We start from the raw sequence: 20,846 nt of genomic DNA on the forward strand, positions 1-20,846 counted from the left end.
GATGGCGGTGTATCAGTTAACACATTGATGACTGACCCATTGCTATCGGGGGCAAGTCGAATCGGCGCACCGCCCCTCCCACATTGGAACTCTATTGTTTGGAAGACTTGTACAAGAATAAGAGACTTTGCTGATGTCCGAGATCCTCTGGCAACCCTCCCCCGAACGCATCCGCCACACCCGGATGGACCAGTTCCGGCGCTTTATCAATGACCGCTACAGCGTGCAGCTCAGCGACTACCCAGCCTTGCACCAGTGGAGCATCGATCAGCGAGCCGACTTCTGGCAGGCGCTCGTGGCGTTTTTCGACGTGCAGTTTCGCAGCCCGCCCAGTGCGGTGTTGATCGAAGACGCCGAGATGCCCAGCGCCCAGTGGTTCCCCGGCGCAACCCTGAACTTTGCCGAACACCTGCTGCGCCGTCGCGACGATCACCCCGCTGTAGTCGCCATCGGCGAAGACGGCCAGCGCGAGCAACTGAGCTACGCCGAACTGGCCGCCCACGTCGCCGGCCTGCAACGCAGCCTGCGGGCGGCCGGGGTTGGGCTGGGCGACCGGGTCGCCGCGTGCATGCCCAACACCTGGCAAACCCTGGTCGGCATGCTCGCCACCAGCAGCCTGGGCGCGATCTGGTCGTGCTCATCACCAGACTTCGGCACCCAAGGCGTGATCGACCGTTTCGGCCAGATCGAACCCAAGGTGCTGATCACCTGCGCCGGTTACCGCTACGCCGGCAAGACCATCGACCAGAGCGCCAAGCTCAACGAGATCCTCGAACGCCTGCCGTCCCTGCAGCAACTGATCATCGTGCCGTATGCCCGGCCCCAGGCGCGGGTCGAGGACTATCGGAGCGCCGCCAACGTTGCGCTGTGGAGTGACTTCTACCAACCCGGCGGCGCACCTGAATTCGTTGCGGTGCCGTTTGACCATCCGCTGTATATCCTCTATTCCAGCGGCACCACCGGCGTGCCCAAGTGCATCATCCACGGCACCGGCGGCGTGCTGCTCACCCACCTCAAGGAACACGGCCTGCACGCGGACCTGTCCCGTGAGGATTGCCTGTTCTACTACACCACCTGCGGCTGGATGATGTGGAACTGGCTGGTCTCGGTACTGGCGCTCGGCGCCACGGCGGTGCTGTACGACGGCTCGCCGTTTCACCCTGGCCCCGAGCGCTTGATCGACCTGATCGACGCGGAACGGATCAGCGTGTTCGGCACCAGCCCCAAGTACCTCGTCACCCTGGAAAAGGCCGGGCTGCAGCCGCGCCTGAGCCATGACCTGGGCAGTCTCAAAGGGCTGATTTCGACCGGCTCGCCACTGTCGCCCCAGAGCTACGACTACGTGTACCGCGAGATCAAGCGCGAGGTGTGCCTGTCCTCGATGTCCGGCGGCACCGATATCGTCTCTTGCTTCGTCATCGGCAATCCGGTGTTGCCGGTGCGCCGCGGTGAAATGCAGTGCAAGAGCCTGGCGATGGCCATCGAGGTGTGGGACGACCAGGGGCGGCCGCTGGTCGGTGAAAAGGGCGAACTGGTGTGTACCCGGCACTTCCCCGCTATGCCCATTGGCCTGTGGAACGACCCGCAGCAGAAAAAACTGCGCGCCTCCTATTTCAGCCAATTCCCCGGCGTGTGGGCCCAGGGCGATTACGCCGAGCAGCGGCCCAACGGCAGCCTGCTGATTCACGGGCGCTCCGATGCGGTGCTCAACCCTGGCGGTGTGCGGATCGGCACCGCCGAGATTTATCGGCAGGTGGAAAAAGTCCCGCAGGTGCTGGAAAGCCTGGCCATTGGTCAGCGCTGGCAGGACGATGTGCGCGTGGTGCTGTTCGTGCGGCTCAACGATGGCGTCGAGCTGGATGACGCCCTCGAACAGCAGATCCGCCAGGTGATCCGCGCCAACACCACGCCACGGCATGTGCCGGCGAAGATCCTCACCGTCAGCGATATCCCGCGCACGATCAGCGGCAAGATCGTCGAACTGGCGGTGCGCAATGTGGTACATGGCGAACCGGTGAAAAACACCGACGCGCTGGCCAACCCGGAGGCCCTGGCACAGTTTCGCGACCGGCCTGAGCTGGCACGTTAAGGTGAAAGGTTTCAGCGCCAACGCACTCATTTGAAGACAAACCCCCAATGCATGCTATTTTTCGGGGGTAGTCACCCATCGTTGTCCCACCGGATAATGGGTGTTGTCATTTTTCAAAGCGTTACGCTCAGGGCTTTTTATGAAGGAAACATCCACCGGTAGCGAAGCCGCCGCATTGATTGCGCGGCTGGACTGGGCCAAAAGCCCCCTCGGTGAGGCCAATGATTGGCCGCAAAGCCTGCGCACCGCCGTGGATATTGTCGTCCACTCGCCGATGCCGATGCTGCTGTTGTGGGGCAGCGAACTCATCCAACTCTACAACGACGCCTTCGCCCTGCTGGCGGGCAACAAGCACCCTGACGCGATGGGCCAACCGGCGCACCAGACCTGGCCGGAATTGCACAGTTTCACCGCACCGATCTATGACGCGGTTCTCAGCGGCCAGGTGCGATCCTTCAGCGAACAGCGCTTTGTCCTGCAGCGCAACCAGCGCGACACCGAGATCTGGCTTGACCTGACCTACAGCCCGATCCGCGATGAATGCGCCAGCGTGTCCGGCATCCTCGTCACCGCCATCGAAACCAACGAACGCCGCCAGTTCACCCAGGAACTGCAACAGCGCTCCGAAGCCAGCCTCAAAGCCCAGCAAAGCACCGAGCAACGCCTGCGCCACCTCAACGAAAACCTCGAAGAGCGTGTGGCCCAGCGCACCCTGGCACTCGCCGAGGCCAACCAGCGCCTGCAAAACGAGATGGTCGAACGCGAGCGCGCCGAAGACGCCCTGCGCCATGCGCAGAAGATGGAAGCGGTGGGCCAGCTCACAGGTGGCATCGCCCATGACTTCAACAATATGCTCACCGGCATCATCGGCAGCCTGGACCTGATGCAACGCTACATCACCGACGGGCGCAGCGACGACATCGGCCGCTTTGCCGACGCCGCCGTGGCCTCCGCCCATCGCGCCGCCGCCCTCACTCATCGCCTGCTCGCGTTCTCGCGGCGCCAGTCGCTGGACCGCCGCCCGCTCGATCCGAACCAGTTGGTGGCCTCGCTGGAAGACTTGTTCCGGCGCACCAAGGGCGCGCACATCACGCTCAAGGTGCAACTGGGCAACGATATCTGGCCGGTGAACACCGACGCCAGCCAGTTGGAAAACGCCCTGCTCAACCTGGTGATCAACGCCCGGGATGCCATGCCCGAAGGTGGCGAACTGCTGATCGAAACCGCCAACAGCTACCTGGACGGCACCGACATCACCACGCTGGAACCGGTCAAGGCCGGTGATTACGTGATGCTCGGCGTGTGCGACAACGGCACCGGCATGGCGCCGAAAATCCTGGCCAAGGCCTTCGATCCGTTTTTCACCACCAAACCTATCGGCCAGGGCACCGGCCTCGGGCTGTCGATGATCTATGGCTTCGCCCAGCAATCCGGCGGCCATGTGACCCTCCACAGCGAACCGGGCCAGGGCACCTGCGTGCGCTTGTATTTGCCACGCCTGCACGGCACCGCCCTGGAAAGCAGCCTGCCGACCAGCCTCAGTGAGGCGCCGGTGGCCCTGGCCGGAGAGGCTGTGGTGGTGGTCGAGGACGACCCGGCCGTGCGTATGCTGGTGGTGAATGTACTCGATGAACTGGGCTACACCGCGCACCAGGCAGCGGATGCGCGCACGGCCTTGCCGCTGCTGGAATCGGACTTGCGCGTGGACCTGCTGGTGACCGATGTTGGCCTGCCGGGCATGAACGGCCGGCAACTGGCGGAAATCGCCCGCCAGCATCGCCCGGGCCTGCGCATCTTGTTCATGACCGGTTATGCGCAAAAAGCCACCGAACGCCAGGGCCTTCTGGAAGACGGCATGGACATGGTCGCCAAGCCGTTTTCCATCGACCTGCTCGCCACCAAAATTCGCAGCATGATCAGCGTCGATGATTCAGTTAAGGCATAATCGCGCGCCGTCGCACACTTGGTAGAGAACCATGAAAGCCCAAGCCCGCCATATCCTAGTGAAAACCAGCGAAGAAGCCGAACAGCTCAAGCAGCGCATCGCCAAGGGCGAAGCGTTTGATGTGCTGGCCAAGAAGTATTCCACCTGCCCGTCTGGCAAGCGCGGCGGCGATCTCGGCGAGGTTCGGCCGGGGCAAATGGTCGGCGTGATTGATGCGGTGATCTTCAAGAAGCCGCTGCGGGTGGTGCATGGGCCGGTCAAGAGCAAGTTTGGGTACCACTTGGTGCAGGTGTTTTATCGGGATTGATGGGTTGGCTTTAGGCCGCTATCGGGGGCAAGCCCCCTCCCACAGTGAGCGCATTTCATCTGGAAGAATGCGCTCAACTGTGGGGGGGGCTTGCCCCCGATCCGCCGCAGGCGGCCATTCACCCCCGAGGAATCAACGCCCCCGGCACCTGGATAACCCGGCTCGCCAGCCGATGCCCAGCCAAGGCCGCCTCTTGCGACGAACCACCCTTGAGCCGACTGGCCAGGTACGCCGCACTGAACGAGTCCCCCGCCGCCGTGGTGTCTACCACCGTCTCGACCTTCAACGCTGGCACGGCAAAGCGCTGACCTGCGCAACGAATCAAACAGTCTTCGGCACCGCGCTTGAGCACGACTTCCGCGATTGCCGGATACGCCGCGAACACCTGCTCGCTGTCGGCATAACCAAACAACGCGTACTCGTCATCCTCGGTCAACAAGGCAATATCCACTTCGGCCAACACCTTGTGATAGGCCGCACGCGCCGCCTCGATACTGGCCCACAAACGCGGCCGGTAGTTGTTGTCGAACACCACCTGACCGCCGCGCCGACGGGTTTCGATCAAGGCGTGCAACAAACGCTCACGCCCAACTTCACCCAGCACCGCCAGGGTGATGCCGCTGAAATACACCACGTCATAGCCCGGTAACGCCGCCAAAATCGGTGCAGCGGCTGCCGTGGTGAAGCAGTCGCGCACGGCCGCTTCGTTGCGCCAGTAGAGGAATTTGCGCTCGCCATTGGCGTCGGTCTGGATGCAGTACAAACCCGGCAACCGCCCGGGTAGGCGCTGGACCATGTCTAGGCCAAGGCCTTCGGCGGTCCACTGTTGGCACATGGCATCGCTGAAGCTGTCATCGCCCAGGGCGGTGACGTAGTCGACGCTGCCGAGCGCCCCCAGCTCGCGGCGCAGGTACACCGCCGCGTTCAGGGTGTCGCCGCCGAAGCTCTGGTGCAGGCTGCCGTCGGCGCGGTGTTGCAGTTCGATCATGCATTCGCCGATGAGGGCGATGCGAGGGGTGGTGTTCATGCCTGTTGTCTCCGGTGCGGCTGATGGCCCCTTCGCGGGCAAGCCCGCTCCCACCTTTGAATGTGTTCGCACACCCAAAGGTCGCAGCGGGTTTGCTCACGATAGAGGCGACGCGGTCTAGAAGCAGGTATGCAGGGACTCGATCACCTGAAGTTGCTCATCCACCAGGCAACCGACCTGCCACTTGTCGAAGGTCAGGCACGGGTGGGAAGTCCCGAAGGAAATGATGTCGCCGATGCGCAGTTCAACCCCCGGTGCCACGCTCATGAACGCATGCTGGTCCATCACCGCTGTGACCTTGCACGCGCTTATGTCATCGCCTTGCGCCGGCACAATCCCGGCCTTGTAGCGCTTGAGCGGCACCGGCAAACCAGCGTCGTAAGCCACATCGCGTTTGCCCAGGGCGATCACCGCGAAGCCAGGCTCAGGCAACGATTGCACATGGGCCCAGACTTCCAGCGCCGGGCGCAGGCCTTCATTGAGGTCGCTACGCCGGTCGAGCACGCAGCATTGCGCGTCTTTGTAGATGCCGTGGTCATGGGCTACATAGCTGCCGGGACGCAGCACGCTGAGGAACCGACCGGCGGCGTTTTGCGTTTCGAAGGACTCGGCAATCAAGTCATACCAGGCCGATCCCGATGCGGTGATGATCGGCTTGGCCAGGTCGAACGAGCCATTGTTCTGCAGGTCCACGGCGAGGCGCACCAGGCTCGCGGCGAATTCGCGGATGCCGCTGATGGCGTGCTCACCGTGGATCACGCCTTCGTAGCCTTCGATACCGGTCAGTACCAACGCCGGCTGGGCCTTGATTGCCTTGGCCAGGTCGCGTACCGCCTGCTCGCTACGGCAACCACAACGGCCACCGACCACGCCGTACTCGATCATCACGTTCAGGTGCAGGCCACGGGCGGCGAAGAACAGGCCCAGGTCGGCGACGTTATCCGGGTGGTCGACCAGGCAGTGGAAGTCAAAGTCCGCGTCGGCCAGCAACTCGGCGATCAACGCCATGTTCGGCGCGCCCACCAGTTGGTTGGCCATCAACACACGGCGCACGCCACCGGCATAGGCGGCGCGGGTCTGTACCGCGCTGGCCAGGGTGATGCCCCAGGCACCGGCGGCGATCTGGCGCTGGAACAGGGCCGGCATCATGCTGGTCTTGCCATGGGGCGCAAGCTCGGCGCCGCTGTTGCTGACAAAGGCCTGCATCCAGCGAATGTTGTGTTCGAGGGCGTCGCGGTGCAGCACCAGGGCCGGCAGGCTGACGTCACGGACCAGATGGGCGCCGACAGCGGCGGCGCCTTTTGCAACGGCGTTGATGGCAGACATGAACAGCTCCTATTCGTTGATGCGACGGGCCAGGTTGTTGGCGCTTTCGATCAACACCCGGCGGTAGTCATTGTAGTTTTGACTGGCATCGGCCCGGGGGGCGACGATGCACAGGGTCGCAATGCTCACGCCCTGCGCGTCCCGGACCGGGGCGGCAAAGCAATGGGTAAAGGTGTCGGCCACGCTGTCGAAGGAAAAGAAGCCCTCGGTGCTGGCCTGACGGATCTGCGCGAGGAAGGTCTCCAGCGGCAAGCGCTGGCCGTCCGGCAGGATGAAGTCGTCGGGGTCGATCAGGTCGACGATCTGCTGGTCGCTCAAGTGCCCCAGTAACAGGCGCCCGGACGCGGTCCACGGGATCGGCGCGTTTTCGCCGATGTCCGAGGAAATCCGGAAATGCCGCTCGCCTTCACGCATCAGCGCCACCGTGTATTTGCGCCCGTTGAGCAGGCACATCTGCGCGGTTTCGTGGGTCTGGCTGACGATCGCCTGCAAGGCATGGTCGGCCTCGCGGGTCAGGTCAAAATGGCGCAGGTGCGCCTGGCCGAGGAAGTACAGCTGGCGGCCGAGGTAGACGTGCCCGTCCTTGCCCACGGTTTCCAGGATGCGACGTTCCAGTAAGGAGGCGACCAACTCGTAGACCGTGGACTTGGGGCTGCCGATGCCGCTGGCAATATCATTCGGGCGCAGGGGCTGGCCGATTTCCTTGAGAAAATCGAGGATATCGAATGCACGGTCCAGGCCTTTGGCGCGGCGTTTGATGGTGTCTTCGGTCATGGGAGTTTCGGTCCGCTGAAAGGTGATCCCTTGTGGGAGGGGGCTTGCCCCCGATGGCGGTGTGCCATTAGACACATCTGTTGCTGATACACCGCTATCGGGGGCAAGCCCCCTCCCACATTGGATTTGATGTGGTCTTGAGATGCGGGCATTTAGCCCTTTTTCTTGTAGGCCACGCAATCGATCTCGACCTTGCAATCCACCATCATGTTGGCCTGCACGCAGGCGCGCGCCGGGGCGTGTTCGGGGGTGAAGTATTCGCCGAAGACTTTGTTGAAGCTCCAGAAATCCCGGGGGTCTTCCAGCCAGACGCCGACGCGCACCACGTCTTTCAACGCGTAGCCGGCCTCTTCGAGAATCGCCACCACGTTGCGCATCGTCTGGCGGGTTTGTTCGACGATGCCGCCGTTGATGATTTCACCGTCCACCGCCGGCACCTGGCCCGAGACGTAGAGCCAGCCGTCCGCTTCCACCGCACGGGCGAAAGGACGTGGCTGGCCACCACCGGCGGTGCTGCCGGCGCCGTAACGCGTAATGCTCATAAATAGTGCTCCTTGACTGACAGTTAAAAACGAATGTTTTTCAGGAATTCCGCCAGGCGCGGCGACTGCGGGCGTTCGAAGATGTCCTTCGCCGAGCCCTGTTCTTCAATACGGCCCTGGTTCATGAAGACGATCTTGTCCGAGACTTCGTAGGCAAAGCGCATCTCATGCGTCACCAACAACATGGTCATGCCCTCTTCCGCCAGGCCCTTGATCACGCTGAGCACTTCGCCCACCAGTTCGGGGTCGAGGGCCGAGGTGACTTCGTCGAACAGCATCAGGCTCGGGTTCATCGCAATCGCACGGGCGATGGCCACGCGCTGTTGCTGGCCGCCGGACAACTGACCGGGGAAGTGATTGCGGCGCTCCAAGAGTCCTACACGGTCCAACCATTTTTCCGCCAAAGCCACGGCTTCGTCCTTAGGCATTTTCTTAACTTTCAACAAGCCCAAGGTGACGTTCTGCAGCGCCGTCAGGTGCGGGAACAGGTTGAACTGCTGGAATGCCATGCCGGTCATGGCGCGGTGCTGGGCGATCAGCCGCTCCGGATGGCGCACGCGCTTGCCGGCGATGTCGCGGTAGCCGATGGACTCGCCGTCCAGGGTGATTTGCCCGCCCTGGAATTCTTCCAGCAGGTTGACGCAGCGCAGCAGCGTGGTCTTGCCCGAGCCGCTGGAGCCGATCAACGTCACCACGTTGCCGCGCTGCATGGACAGGTCGACGCCCTTGAGCACCTCCACTGGGCCGTATTGTTTACGCAGGCCGCGAATGTCCAGCAGCGGTTGGGTTGTTTGAGGTTGGTTCATGGCAAGGCCACCCGCTTTTCAATGTAGCGCCCGAATAACTCGATGGCGTAGTTGATGACAAAAAACAGAAACCCGGCGAACAGGTAGAACTCCAGGGTCATGAAGGTGCGCGCGATCACCTGCTGGGTACTGAGCAGCAACTCGGCGACGCCGATCACCGAGAGCAGGGTCGAGGCCTTGACGATTTCCGTGGAGGAATTGACCCAGGTCGGCAGGATCTGCCGCAGCGCCTGGGGTAGCAGCACGTAGCCCAGGGTCTGGTAGAACGTCAGGCCAATCGCCTTGCCCGCTTCCATTTGCCCACGGGGAATGGCTTGCAGCGCGCCGCGCACGATCTCCGCGACGTGGGAGCCGCAGAACAGCGTCAGCCCGACCGCACCGGCCTGGAACGCGCTGATCTGCCAACCGAGCGCCGGCAGCATGTAGAAACACGCCAACACCAGCACAAACACCGGCGTGCCACGGATCAGGTCGACATACAGGCGAAACGGCGCGCGCATCCAGAATCTACCGTAAGTCAGGATCAACCCCGCGACGATGCCGATCAGGGTGCCGAAGATAATCGCCAGCGCCGAGACATAGACGCTGGCCTGGAACCCCGCCCAGAGGGTGTCCCGGGCGATCCACAACTCATGCAGCCAGCTGGGGGATTGGTACATGCGAGCCTCTTCTAACGACGGATCGCCAGACGCTGTTCCAGGTAACGGAGCAGCATGGCGATCAGGTAACAGGCGGCCACGTAGAGCGCGGTCGTGACCAGCCAGGTTTCAATCACCCGGTAGCTTTCGACGTTGATCTTGCGGGCGTAATAAGTCAGCTCCGGCACCGCGATCGCGGCCGCCAGCGAGGTGTCCTTGAACAGCGAAATGAAGTTGTTCGACAGCGCCGGCAGTACGTTGCGCAGCATCACCGGCACGGTGATATAGGCGCGGATGCGCCACTCGCCGAGGCCGATGGCCAGCCCGGCTTCGCGCAAGCCCTTGGGAATATTCAACAGCCCGGCGCGGAACACTTCGGTCAGGTAGGCGCCGGCGTACAGCGACAGGGTGATGATGAACGAAGGGATCTTGTCCAGGCGGATGCCCAGGCTCGGCAACGCAAAGTAGATCAACAGGATCAGCACCAGGATCGGCGTATTGCGCACCACCGTCACATACACCGAAGCCAGGATGCGCAACGCCCGGTGCCTGGACAGCATGGCAAACGCCATCAGCAAGCCGATCACGCAGCCGATGGCGATCGACAGCAGCGCCAGCTCAAGGCCCAGCCACAGCCCCGCCAGCAAGGTGTCGAAGTCGCGCCACACGGCGGCAAAGTTCAACTGATAGTTCATGGTCGACAGTACCTGATGGGGGCGCCGTTCGCGGCGCCCCGGTTTTCACGAATCACTTGAACTCGACGGGGAAACCGATCGCAGGCTCCGGCAGGTCGACACCGAACCATTGCTTGAACGAGGCCTTGTAGGTAGGGAATTCCACACCGGTCATGGCTTCATGCAGCGCGGTATTGACGAAATTCAGCCAGTCCTGGTCGCCGCGCTTGACCGCGCACGCGTAGGTTTGCGGGCTCCAGGCGTAAGCCGGGCTGCGGTAGCGGCCAGGGTTCTGCACCATCAGGTATTTGACCGAAGACTGGTCGGTGGCGGCGGCATCGGCGCGGCCGGAGTTCACCGCCTGGTACATCAGGTCGACGCTGTCGTACTGATCGACCTTGGCCTTGGGCAGCGCCTGGTGGACCAGTTCTTCGGCGTAGACGTTTTGCAGCACGGCCACGGTGACGCCATCGCCGGCGGCTTGCAGGTCTTCGATTTCTTTGTATTTGCTGTTGTTCGGCAGCAGCAGGCCGACGCCTTCGCGGTAGTACGGCAGGGTAAACGCCACCTGCTGCGCTCGGCTGGCGGTGACGGTGATGAACTGGCAACTCATGTCGACCTTATCGGTCAGCAGGTTGGGAATCCGTGCGTCGGAAGACTGCACCACAAACTCGACCTTACTTGGGTCGTTGAACAAGCCCTTGGCCACAATGCGACCGATGTCGATATCGAACCCCTGCAACTTGCCATCCGCTCCCTGGAAGTGCCACGGCGCATTGGTACTGCCTGTACCCACGACCAGATGCCCACGCTTGAGCACATCATCGAGCTTGCTGCCCGCCGCCTGCACGGTGCTTGCGAGGGCAGCCGATGCGGCGAAGAGAAAAACACACGCTTTGAACACGGAAGGTCGGTGATGCATGACAAGCACTCCAGGAGTTGTGTATTCCGCTATACCGGAACTTGGTATGTAACAACGGAATAGACAGCAGAAAGTGTGCCATACGCAGTAATGGAAAAATACGCTGGGAATAAAGTCGTTTTAAATCAGCGGTATACATATTGATGCGGCATAAGGCGTAACACGAGTAACGGCAATCCCTTTGCTACCCAAGGCCCCACACCCCGTGACAGGTCCACATGGGCGCACCGCCCTGGCGTTACCGTGCACCTTTATCGCGCGCCCACACCTTGAACGGGCGTTGGCAGGTGTGTGAGTGACCTGTGAAGATTGACAGTAGACGTAGGTGATCTCCCCACCTAGCGTAAGCGCATGTACAACAGGGAGAAGCCCTCATGAACTATGTCAACGCCGTGGTTAAGGACAAGGCTGCGTTTGAACGGGAACTGAGTACCCCGCAGCCTGTGTTTGTCGTTTTCATCTCACATGACTGCACCGCGTGCAGTGACGCGATGCCGCGGTTCCTACGAATCAGCGAGCGTTACAAGGGCCAGGTCAAAGTCATGATCCTTGACTGCGTCAACACCCCCAAGCATCCGCGTGTCGACCGCATCCCGATGCTGCTGATCTACCGCGACCAGGTACTGCTCGACGCCCTGCCCGGCCTTGGCGAAGACGCGCTGAAAAAAGCCTTCGAGCAGTACACCCGAGCCTACGCGGTTACGCCTGTGGCAACGGCACCCGGAAAACCTGCATGACCCGTGGCGTCCGGCAATTCACCGGCGATGGACTCAAGGATGTCGGTCATGCTCAACACGCCGATGAAATCACCGCACTCGTTGATCACGAAAGCAATGTGGGTCGAGGCCTGGCGCATCTGCTCCAGGGCGTTGAGGATCGAGCAGCTCGCCAGCAGGTTGATCGCCCGGCGCGCCAGGTGCTCAAGGTTCAGCTCGTTGCCGGCCAGGTACTCCTTGAGCAACTCCTTTTTTTGTACAAAACCTAATGGCTCATCGACAGCGCCGTTGCGGATCAACGGCAGCCGCGAGTAGGACGAACGCATCAGTTTTAGGCGGATAGTGTCGAGATCGTCCGCCAAGTCGATAAAGTCGACCGTGGCCCGTGGCGTCATCAAGGTGCGGATCGGCCGCTCGGCCAGTTGCAGCACGCCGCTGATCATCACCCGCTCACGTCGATCAAACAGCGGGCCCTGAGTCATATCCGGCTCACCCAACAGGTCGGCCACCTCTTCGCCCACCTCTTCCTCTGCCAGGCTGCGACCACCGAGCAAGCGCATCACCGCATGGGCGGTGCGCTCACGCATGGGCAATACGCCTTGCGCGGCCTTCTTGCGCCGAGCCCGGGCAATCTGGTTGAACACCTCGATCAGGATCGAGAAACCAATCGCCGCGTACAGGTAGCCCTTCGGAATGTGGAAGCCCAGGCCTTCGGCGGTCAGGGCGAAACCGATCATCATCAAAAAACCCAGGCACAGCATGATCACCGTCGGGTGCGCGTTGACGAAACGGGTCAGCGGCTTGCTCGCGACAATCATCAGGCCGATGGAAATGATCACCGCGATCATCATCACCGCCAGCTCATCGACCATGCCCACGGCGGTAATCACCGCATCGAGGGAGAACACCGCGTCGAGCACCACGATCTGCGCGACGATCGGCCAGAACATCGCATAGGCCACATTGCCCGAGCGTTGCGCCACATGGCCTTCAAGGCGTTCATGCAATTCCATGGTGGCCTTGAACAACAAGAACACACCGCCAAACAGCATGATCAGGTCACGCCCGGAGAAGCTCTTGTCGAACACCTCGAACAACGGCTGGGTGAGGGTCACCAACCAGGAAATACTCGCCAGCAAGCCCAGGCGCATCAGCAAGGCCAGGGACAACCCGATCAACCGCGCACGGTCGCGCTGCTCCGGTGGCAACTTGTCCGCCAGGATCGCGATAAACACCAGGTTGTCGATGCCCAGCACCAGTTCCAACACAATCAACGTCAACAGGCCGAGCCAGGCCGTGGGGTCCGCTAACCATTCCATTTATAGAGTCTCTTTATCGGTGTTCAGAATGCCGGGCACGGCAAAGCGCGGTCAGAGGACCGGGACAGGGTTAGCCGTTGGAATACGGGGTGCTTCAGCGGGAACAGCAACAGCGGTTGTCTTGGGGAAAGACGACTGGGAGGCTCCGAGAGGGCGTTCATGCAAGTCCTGAATTAACAAAAGGACTTGAATCCTACAGTCGAACCACAAATTCCCTACAACACAAAACTATTACAAAACCTGTCCCCAAAGCCCACACACCCCCCATGTGGGAGGGGGCTTGCCCCCGATGGCGGTGTATCAGCCAGCATATATTTATCTGAAAGACCGCTATCGGGAGCAAGTCGAATCGTCGCACCGCCCCTCCCACACGTTGACCCGTGGCGTGTCAGGCTTTACGGGTCGCTTCATCCAGCGCCAATATGGTATGAGCATTAGTCACCGTGGTCGCGAGGGTATTGATCACCCCCGACCGCAACGCCCCCAGCGTCGCCGCCGCCTTGGTGTTCTCACTGGCAATCGCCACCACATCCGGAATCCGGAACAACTCCTGCACCGTCAGCCCGATCACCCGCCCCTGAATGGCGTTGACCGCCGGCTGCCCGTGGATATCGATAAAGTCATAACCCATCATGTCGCCCACTGTGCCGGACAACCGCGCCTGGGCAATTTCCTGGGGCGAGAACCAGCCCATACGAACCATATTGCTGTTCTCGCTCATGTCGCCAATACCGATCAGCGCAATGTCCGCCCGCCGCGCGCGATCCAGGGTCGAGCGCACCGTGTCGTTATTGATCAGCACGCCGCGCAGTTCCGGGTTAGCCACCAGGGCCGGCGCGTACAGACTTTCACTCTCGCCGCCAAAGCGCAGGGCCAGGCGCCGGCAGATATGATCGGGGTTCATGTATTCGCCGGCCTTGAGCGAACCGCCGATGGCGCAGACAAATGTGCAATTGCGCGTCACCGGCAGGAACACGTTATCAGCCACCGCGCCAACGTTACGACCCATGCCCACGGCGACGATCATGCCGTCGCTCAACGTCTTGTTCAGGTAATTGGCCACCAGGCTGGCGACGGCCGAGCGCTGGGTGTCGGGGTCGCTGTGGTCGACGGCGATCAGCGCGCGGTCGAGCTTGAAGCGCTCCACCAGGGCACGTTCCAGCTCATTGTTCATCGCCGGGTGCTGCAACACGCGCACTTCGACAATGCCCTCGTCGCGCGCACGTTTGAGCAGGCGGCTGACTTTTGCCCGCGACAGGTCAAAGCGCTTGGCGATGGCTTCCTGAGTGACGTTCTCGAGGTAATAGAGCATCGCCACTTCGGTCATCTGATCGATATCACTGGCCATGCGCTGGGTACTGTCACTCATGGGGACGGGCTTCCGTTTCGGCGTCAAAGGCGCATTCTCCCGACTCTTGCCCCGCCACGTCTACTACTGATGCCCATTGCGCTCAATCGCATTGATGCGCTCGACCTTGGCCCCGGAACGCGCCGCCTCGAACTCTGACGCGAGGAACGCGGTGACGATGCTCTTGGCCAGCTCCGCGCCGATCACCCGCGCGCCGATGGACAGGATCTGCGCATCGTTGCTCTTGCGCGCACGCTCCGCCGAGTACGTGTCATGGGCCTGGGCCGCGCGAATCCCCAGCACCTTGTTCGCCGAGATGGCCATGCCGATCCCGGTGCCGCACACCAGTACCCCCAGGCGCTGCTGCCCGGCATTGATGGCATTGGCCACGGCCAGGGCGATATCCGGGTAAAGCACTGGCGCGGTGGAATGGGTGCCGAAGTCGGTCACCGGGTGACCCAGCGCTTTGATATGGCGCTTTAACAACTCTTTGAGCTCAAAACCCGCTTCATCGCATCCGATAGCCACCGGGAAAGGTGTGTTCATGGCGTCTGGCTCCGCTGCCGAGGTCGTGCTTATGACCGATCATATGATCAGTCAGTGAAATATCGTTCAGGCATTTCGCGGGCAACCACCCCCATCTGTCAAGCATGATTTAACTGACTCTGCAGTCAAAGCCGTCTAAAAAGGCGTTATTGAGGCTAAAGATGAGAATCACAGCTTTTACATGAAAGAGATTGACTGATCAGAATTTCATTTGATACACATATGCTCACAGCGAAACATGACTGTGCGACCTAATAAGAATTCACAGCACGAGGACACGCCGATGGCCACGCCATTACTGCTCCAGGCTGAACACGTCGCCAAGGCTTACGCCGGTATCCCTGCCCTGCGTGACGGGCGCCTCTCTCTGCGGGCTGGCAGCGTCCACGCGCTGTGCGGCGGCAATGGCGCGGGCAAGTCGACGTTTCTGAGCATCCTGATGGGCATCACCGCGCGTGACGCCGGTACCATCCTGCTCAACGGCTCAGCGGTGCAGTTCAACCGCCCGAGTGAAGCCCTGGCATCGGGGATCGCGATGATCACCCAAGAGCTGGAACCCATCCCCTACATGAGCGTCGCCGAAAATATCTGGCTGGGCCGCGAACCGCGCCGCGCCGGCTGCATCGTCGACAACAAGGCGCTGAACCGGCGCACCCGCGAGCTGCTCGAAAGCCTGGAGTTCGACGTCGACGCCAGCAGCCCGATGCATCGCCTCAGCGTGGCGCAAATCCAACTGGTGGAAATCGCCAAGGCATTCAGCCATGACTGCCAGGTGATGATCATGGACGAACCCACCTCGGCCATCGGCGAGCACGAAGCGCAGACGTTGTTCAAGGCAATCCGCCGCCTCACCGCCCGTGGCGCCGGCATCGTGTATGTGTCGCACCGCTTGAGCGAACTGGCGCAGATCGCCGATGACTACAGCATCTTCCGCGACGGCGCCTTCGTGGAAAGCGGGCGCATGGCGGATATCGACCGCGACCACTTGGTGCGCGGCATCGTCGGCCAGGAACTGACGCGCATCGACCACAAGGTCGGCCGCGAGTGCGCCGCCGCCACCTGCCTGCAGGTCGACAACCTGAGCCGCAAAGGCGAGTTCCACGACATCAGCCTGCAACTGCGCCAGGGCGAGATCCTCGGCATCTATGGCCTGATGGGCTCGGGGCGCAGTGAGTTCCTCAATTGCATTTATGGGCTGACGGTGGCCGATTCCGGCAGCGTCACCCTGCAAGGCAAACCCATGCCGATCGGGCTGCCCAAGGCGACCATCGATGCCGGTATGTCGCTGGTCACCGAAGACCGCAAAGACAGCGGCCTGGTGCTGAGCAGCAGCATTCTGTCAAACATTGCGCTGTCGGCCTACAAACGCCTGTCGAGCTGGTCGTTGATCAATGCACGCAAGGAAACCCAATTGGCCCAGGACATGGTCAAGCGCCTGCAGATCAAGACCACCTCCCTGGAGCTGCCCGTGGCCTCCATGAGCGGCGGCAACCAGCAGAAAGTCGTGCTCGCCAAATGCCTGTCGACCGAACCGGTGTGCCTGCTGTGCGATGAGCCCACTCGCGGCATCGACGAAGGCGCCAAGCAGGAGATCTACCACCTGCTCGACCAGTTCGTGCGTGCCGGCGGCGCCGCCATCGTGGTGTCGTCGGAAGCGCCGGAACTGTTGCACTTAAGCGATCGCATCGCGGTATTCAAAGGCGGCCGACTGGTGACCATCAGCACCGACACCGCTCTTTCCCAGGAAGCCTTGCTGAGTCTTGCCTCATGAACGCCAAAACCCTTGCCTCCCCCCTCACCGCCACGCCGCGTCACCGCCTGCGTTTGTCCCTGGACCGCTTCGGCCTGCCGCTGGTGTTTATCCTGCTGTGCGTGGTGATGGCGTTTTCCAGCGAATACTTCATGACCTGGCGCAACTGGATGGACATCCTGCGCCAGACCTCCATCAACGGCATCCTCGCCGTGGGCATGACCTACGTGATTCTGACCAAGGGCATCGACCTGTCCGTGGGTTCGATCCTGGCGTTTGCCGGGCTGTGCAGCGCCATGGTCGCGACCCAGGGTTACGGCCTGCTGGCGGCGGTGAGCGCCGGGATGTTCGCCGGGGCGATGCTCGGCGTGGTGAATGGCTTCATGGTCGCCAACCTGTCGATCCCGCCGTTCGTGGCCACCCTCGGCATGCTCAGCATTGCGCGGGGCATGACCTTCATCCTCAACGACGGCAGCCCGATCACCGACCTGCCCGACGCGTACCTGGCGCTGGGTATCGGCAAGATCGGCCCGATCGGCATCCCGATCATCATCTTTGCCGTGGTCGCGCTGATCTTCTGGATGGTGCTGCGCTACACCACCTACGGCCGCTATGTGTACGCGGTAGGCGGCAATGAAAAAAGCGCGCGCACCTCCGGCATCGGCGTGCGCAAGGTGATGTTTTCGGTGTACGTGGTCTCGGGCCTGCTCGCAGGGCTGGCCGGCGTGGTGTTGTCGGCGCGCACCACTTCCGCCCTGCCCCAGGCCGGGGCGTCCTACGAGCTGGACGCGATTGCCGCCGTGGTCATCGGCGGCACCAGCCTGTCGGGCGGCACCGGCAGCATTGTCGGCACGCTGTTCGGCGCGCTGCTGATCGGTGTGATCAACAACGGGCTGAACCTGCTCGGCGTGTCGTCCTATTACCAGCAGGTCGCCAAGGGCCTGATCATCGTGTTTGCAGTACTGATTGACGTGTGGCGCAAGAAAAAACGCTAGAGAACGACCCTACTACAACAATAACGGAGTTCCCCTCATGAAACTTGGTACCACCCTGGCCGCCGTGGCGGCCCTCTCCCTGCTCGCCAGCAGTATCGCCCTGGCCGCCGACGGCAAGACCTACAAGGTCGGCGCAGCCGTCTACGGCCTCAAGGGTCAGTTCATGCAGAACTGGGTCCGCGAGCTCAAGGAACACCCGGCGGTCAAGGACGGCACCGTGCAATTGACCGTGTTCGACGGCAACTACGACGCCCTGACGCAGAACAACCAGATCGAAAACATGGTGACCCAGCACTACGACGCGATTCTGTTCGTGCCCATCGACACCAAGGCGGGCGTCGGCACCGTGAAGCAGGCCATGAGCAACGACGTGGTGGTGATCGCGTCCAATACAAAAGTCGCCGACGCCGCCGTGCCTTACGTGGGCAACGATGACGTGGAAGGCGGCCGCCTGCAGGCCCAGGCCATGGTCGACAAGCTCAACGGCAAGGGCAACGTGGTGATCATCCAGGGCCCGATCGGCCAGTCGGCACAGATCGACCGGGAAAAAGGCGAGCTGGAAGTGCTCGGCAAACACCCAGGCATCAAGATCATCGAGAAAAAAACCGCCAACTGGGACCGCGCCCAGGCCCTGGCGCTGACCGAAGACTGGCTCAACGCTCACCCCAAAGGCATCAACGGTGTGATTGCGCAGAACGACGACATGGCCCTCGGCGCCGTGCAGGCCTTGAAGTCCCATGGACTGACATCCAAGGACGTGCCCGTCACTTCGATCGACGGCATGCCGGATGCAATCCAGGCAGCGAAGAAAGACGAAGTCACCACCTTCCTGCAGGACGCCCAGGCCCAGTCCCAAGGCGCGCTGGACGTGGCGTTGCGCGCCCTCGCCGGCAAGAACTACAAGCCGCAATCGGTGATCTGGGAGCGCTATGCCAAGGACGTGAAATGGGCCGACGGCACCGCCAAGACCTACATCCTGCCGTGGGTACCGGTGACCAACGCCAACGCCGACGCGCTGTACCAACAAGTCAGCGGCGGCAAGTAGTCATTGGCTTGAAATACAGTCAAATGTGGGAGCAAGTGTGGGAGGGGGCTTGCCCCCGATAGCGGTGTAACAGTGATAGATCAGGTGACTGACACACCGCCATCGGGAGCAAGCCCCCTCCCACATTGAATCTCCAGTGCTATTGAAAGAGGAGTCATGCATGTCTGGATTCTGGAACCAAGCCTTCGACCTCAGCGGCCGTTGCGCGGTGATCACCGGCGGCGCTGCCGGCATCGGCCTGGCCTGCGCCAGCCTGCTGGTGGAGCGCGGCGCACGCGTGGCGCTGCTGGACCGCGACCCGGCGGTGGTGGCCGTGGCCGCCAGCCTCGGCGCCGAACATCTGGGCATTGCCGTCGACCTCAGCCAGATCGACCAGGTGCAACACACCGTCGACCGGGTTTTCGAGCACTTCCAACGCCTGGATTACCTGATCAACAGCGCCGGCGTGGCCTTGCTGGATAAGGCCATCGACGTCAGCGAAAGCGCCTGGGACACCACCCTCGACATCAATCTCAAGGCCAGCTTCTTCGTCGCCCAGGCCTGTGCCCGGCACATGCTCACCCAAGGCAGCGGGCGCATCGTCAACCTGGCCTCCCAGGCCGCCGTGATTGGCCTGGACCGGCATGTCGCGTATTGCGCGAGCAAAGCGGCCATCGTCGGCATGACCAGGGTATTGGCCATGGAATGGGCGCCGCAGATCAACGTCAACGCCATCTCCCCCACCATCGTCGAGACCGCTCTGGGCAAGCAGGCCTGGGCCGGCGAAGTCGGCGAGCGGGCCAAACTGCAGATCCCGACGGGCCGCTTTGCCCAGCCGGAAGAAATCGCCGGGCTGGCGTTGTACCTGCTCAGCGACGCAGCGCAGATGATCACCGGCGCCAACATGGTGATCGACGGCGGCTACAGCATTCAATAATTGATCTTTTTGTCGTGAGGTTTTGTCATGTCCACCGTTACCGAACGCACGCCCGAGCAACTCGCCCCGATCATCCCGAAAACCATGCAGGCCGTGGTCTGCCATGGTCCGGAAGACTACCGCCTGGAAACCGTCGACGTGCCCACCCCCGGCCCCGATGAAATCCTCACCAAGGTCGAGCTGTGTGGCATTTGCATGGGCGACATCAAGACCTATCGCGGCGCCCCCTCGTTCTGGGGCGACGCCGAGCAACCGCGCTACGTCAAACCGCCGATGATCCCCGGCCACGAATTCGTGTGTCGCGTGGTAGCTCTCGGCCCCGGCGCGGAAAAGCGCGGGGTGAAGGTCGGTGACCGAGTGATCTCGGAGCAGATCGTGCCGTGCTGGGGCTGCCGCTTCTGCAACCACGGTCAGTACTGGATGTGCCAGAAGCACGACCTGTATGGCTTCCAGAACAATGTGCAGGGTGCCATGGCCCAGTACATGATCTTCACCAAGGAAGGCATCATCCATAAAGTACCGGACTCGATTGCGCCGGACGAAGCGATCCTGATCGAACCGCTGGCCTGTTCGCTGCACGCAGCGGAGCGCGCCAATGTGGATTTCGACGACGTGGTGGTAGTCGCCGGCGCCGGCACCCTGGGCCTGGGGATCATCGGTGCGGTACGCCTGCGCAACCCGAAAAAACTGATCGTGCTCGACATGAAACCCGAACGCGCCGCCCTCGCCCTGCGCATGGGCGCCGACGAAGTGTGGAACCCGGCCGAGGTGGACGTGCTGGCGAAGATCCGCGAGATTACCGAGGGCTACGGCTGCGACATCTATATCGAAGCCACCGGTCATCACAAGGCCGTCAACCAGGGCCTGGCGATGCTGCGCAAACTGGGGCGCTTCGTCGAGTTCAGCGTGTTCAACGACGAGGCCACGGTGGATTGGTCGATCATCGGCGACCGCAAGGAACTGGACATCCTCGGTTCGCACCTGGGCCCGTACATGTACCCACGCGCTATCGACTTCATCGGCAACCGCAAGATCGACATGCGTGACGTGGTGACCCACAAATTTGCCCTGGCGGACTTCAAGGAGGCGTTTGCGGTGATGGAGCGTGGCGACAAGTCGCTCAAGGTCGTACTCCAACCCTAAGCACACCACACATCCCAA

Annotated in this window: 19 protein-coding genes and 1 pseudogene; 9 read left to right on the top strand and 11 right to left on the bottom strand. The window is 61.9% G+C overall.

The features are described from left to right. The first annotated feature begins 133 nt into the window (after nt 1-133). The 3 genes from P3S72_RS17720 (at nt 134) to P3S72_RS17730 (ending at nt 4,341) form a co-directional block, all read left to right on the top strand. Entirely contained in the window at nt 134-2,089 is a 1,956-nt protein-coding gene (locus P3S72_RS17720; RefSeq protein ID WP_276193365.1) for an acetoacetate--CoA ligase, read from the top strand. Between the two features lie 139 nt (nt 2,090-2,228). Then, nucleotides 2,229-4,034 (top strand): response regulator, encoded by a 1,806-nt coding sequence (locus tag P3S72_RS17725; RefSeq protein WP_276193366.1) that lies wholly within the window; start codon nt 2,229-2,231, stop codon nt 4,032-4,034. 31 nt (nt 4,035-4,065) lie between these two features. After that, on the top strand, nt 4,066-4,341 hold the full coding sequence (locus P3S72_RS17730; protein WP_028622750.1) for a peptidylprolyl isomerase: 276 nt from the start codon (nt 4,066-4,068) through the stop codon (nt 4,339-4,341). Nucleotides 4,342-4,459: 118 nt separating this feature from the next. Here the strand turns inward: P3S72_RS17730 and P3S72_RS17735 are convergent, their stop codons facing one another. The 8 genes from P3S72_RS17735 to P3S72_RS17770 form a co-directional block, all read right to left on the bottom strand. Then, complete coding sequence (locus P3S72_RS17735) at nt 4,460-5,368, bottom strand: sugar kinase (protein WP_276193367.1); 909 nt, start codon at nt 5,366-5,368, stop codon at nt 4,460-4,462. 117 nt (nt 5,369-5,485) lie between these two features. Continuing rightward, complete coding sequence (locus P3S72_RS17740) at nt 5,486-6,694, bottom strand: amino acid deaminase (RefSeq protein WP_276193368.1); 1,209 nt, start codon at nt 6,692-6,694, stop codon at nt 5,486-5,488. A gap of 9 nt (nt 6,695-6,703) precedes the next feature. Then, the gene (locus tag P3S72_RS17745) at nt 6,704-7,468 is read right to left on the bottom strand and encodes an IclR family transcriptional regulator (RefSeq protein WP_247401380.1); all 765 of its coding nucleotides are present in this window, start codon (nt 7,466-7,468) and stop codon (nt 6,704-6,706) included. Nucleotides 7,469-7,620: 152 nt separating this feature from the next. After that, the gene (locus P3S72_RS17750; protein WP_276193369.1) at nt 7,621-8,010 is read right to left on the bottom strand and encodes a RidA family protein; all 390 of its coding nucleotides are present in this window, start codon (nt 8,008-8,010) and stop codon (nt 7,621-7,623) included. 23 nt (nt 8,011-8,033) lie between these two features. Beyond that, entirely contained in the window at nt 8,034-8,816 is a 783-nt protein-coding gene (locus P3S72_RS17755) for an amino acid ABC transporter ATP-binding protein (RefSeq protein WP_276193370.1), read from the bottom strand. Further along, nucleotides 8,813-9,475 carry an amino acid ABC transporter permease gene (locus tag P3S72_RS17760; RefSeq protein WP_276193372.1) on the bottom strand — a complete coding sequence of 221 codons (663 nt, stop codon included), beginning with the start codon at nt 9,473-9,475 and terminating at the stop codon, nt 8,813-8,815. The genes P3S72_RS17755 and P3S72_RS17760 overlap by 4 nt, the downstream gene beginning before the upstream one ends. 11 nt (nt 9,476-9,486) lie before the next feature. Then, entirely contained in the window at nt 9,487-10,149 is a 663-nt protein-coding gene (locus tag P3S72_RS17765) for an amino acid ABC transporter permease (protein WP_010564617.1), read from the bottom strand. A gap of 52 nt (nt 10,150-10,201) precedes the next feature. After that, nucleotides 10,202-11,050 (bottom strand): transporter substrate-binding domain-containing protein, encoded by an 849-nt coding sequence (locus P3S72_RS17770; protein ID WP_276193374.1) that lies wholly within the window; start codon nt 11,048-11,050, stop codon nt 10,202-10,204. Between the two features lie 374 nt (nt 11,051-11,424). Between P3S72_RS17770 and P3S72_RS17775 the strand changes: the two genes are divergently transcribed. Continuing rightward, a complete protein-coding gene (locus tag P3S72_RS17775) occupies nt 11,425-11,787 on the top strand; it encodes a thioredoxin domain-containing protein (protein WP_276193375.1) in 363 nt (120 codons plus the stop codon). A 2-nt stretch (nt 11,788-11,789) separates the two neighbouring features. On the opposite strand, the pseudogene P3S72_RS17780 reads toward P3S72_RS17775, so the two are convergent. From P3S72_RS17780 to rpiB, 3 genes and pseudogenes are all read right to left on the bottom strand, one after another. Continuing rightward, nucleotides 11,790-13,085: pseudogene (locus P3S72_RS17780) on the bottom strand (CBS domain-containing protein); the annotation flags it as partial. A gap of 388 nt (nt 13,086-13,473) precedes the next feature. Continuing rightward, nucleotides 13,474-14,454: a sugar-binding transcriptional regulator gene (locus tag P3S72_RS17785; RefSeq protein ID WP_247401298.1), complete on the bottom strand. Its 981-nt coding sequence runs from the start codon at nt 14,452-14,454 to the stop codon at nt 13,474-13,476. Between the two features lie 63 nt (nt 14,455-14,517). Beyond that, nucleotides 14,518-14,979: a ribose 5-phosphate isomerase B gene (gene rpiB / locus P3S72_RS17790; protein WP_276193376.1), complete on the bottom strand. Its 462-nt coding sequence runs from the start codon at nt 14,977-14,979 to the stop codon at nt 14,518-14,520. A 283-nt stretch (nt 14,980-15,262) separates the two neighbouring features. Between rpiB and P3S72_RS17795 the strand changes: the two genes are divergently transcribed. From P3S72_RS17795 to P3S72_RS17815, 5 genes are all read left to right on the top strand, one after another. After that, nucleotides 15,263-16,750 (top strand): sugar ABC transporter ATP-binding protein, encoded by a 1,488-nt coding sequence (locus P3S72_RS17795; RefSeq protein ID WP_276193377.1) that lies wholly within the window; start codon nt 15,263-15,265, stop codon nt 16,748-16,750. Then, nucleotides 16,747-17,724 (top strand): ABC transporter permease, encoded by a 978-nt coding sequence (locus P3S72_RS17800; RefSeq protein ID WP_247401276.1) that lies wholly within the window; start codon nt 16,747-16,749, stop codon nt 17,722-17,724. The genes P3S72_RS17795 and P3S72_RS17800 overlap by 4 nt, the downstream gene beginning before the upstream one ends. A 37-nt stretch (nt 17,725-17,761) precedes the next feature. Further along, a complete protein-coding gene (locus P3S72_RS17805; protein WP_276193378.1) occupies nt 17,762-18,769 on the top strand; it encodes a substrate-binding domain-containing protein in 1,008 nt (335 codons plus the stop codon). Between the two features lie 160 nt (nt 18,770-18,929). Then, on the top strand, nt 18,930-19,685 hold the full coding sequence (locus P3S72_RS17810) for an SDR family oxidoreductase (protein WP_276193379.1): 756 nt from the start codon (nt 18,930-18,932) through the stop codon (nt 19,683-19,685). A 27-nt stretch (nt 19,686-19,712) separates the two neighbouring features. After that, complete coding sequence (locus P3S72_RS17815) at nt 19,713-20,828, top strand: alcohol dehydrogenase catalytic domain-containing protein (protein ID WP_276193380.1); 1,116 nt, start codon at nt 19,713-19,715, stop codon at nt 20,826-20,828. Nucleotides 20,829-20,846 lie beyond the last annotated feature (18 nt).

Source organism: Pseudomonas sp. D3, assembly GCF_029320995.1.
In the GTDB taxonomy this organism is placed as follows: Bacteria; Pseudomonadota; Gammaproteobacteria; order Pseudomonadales; family Pseudomonadaceae; genus Aquipseudomonas; species Aquipseudomonas paraveronii.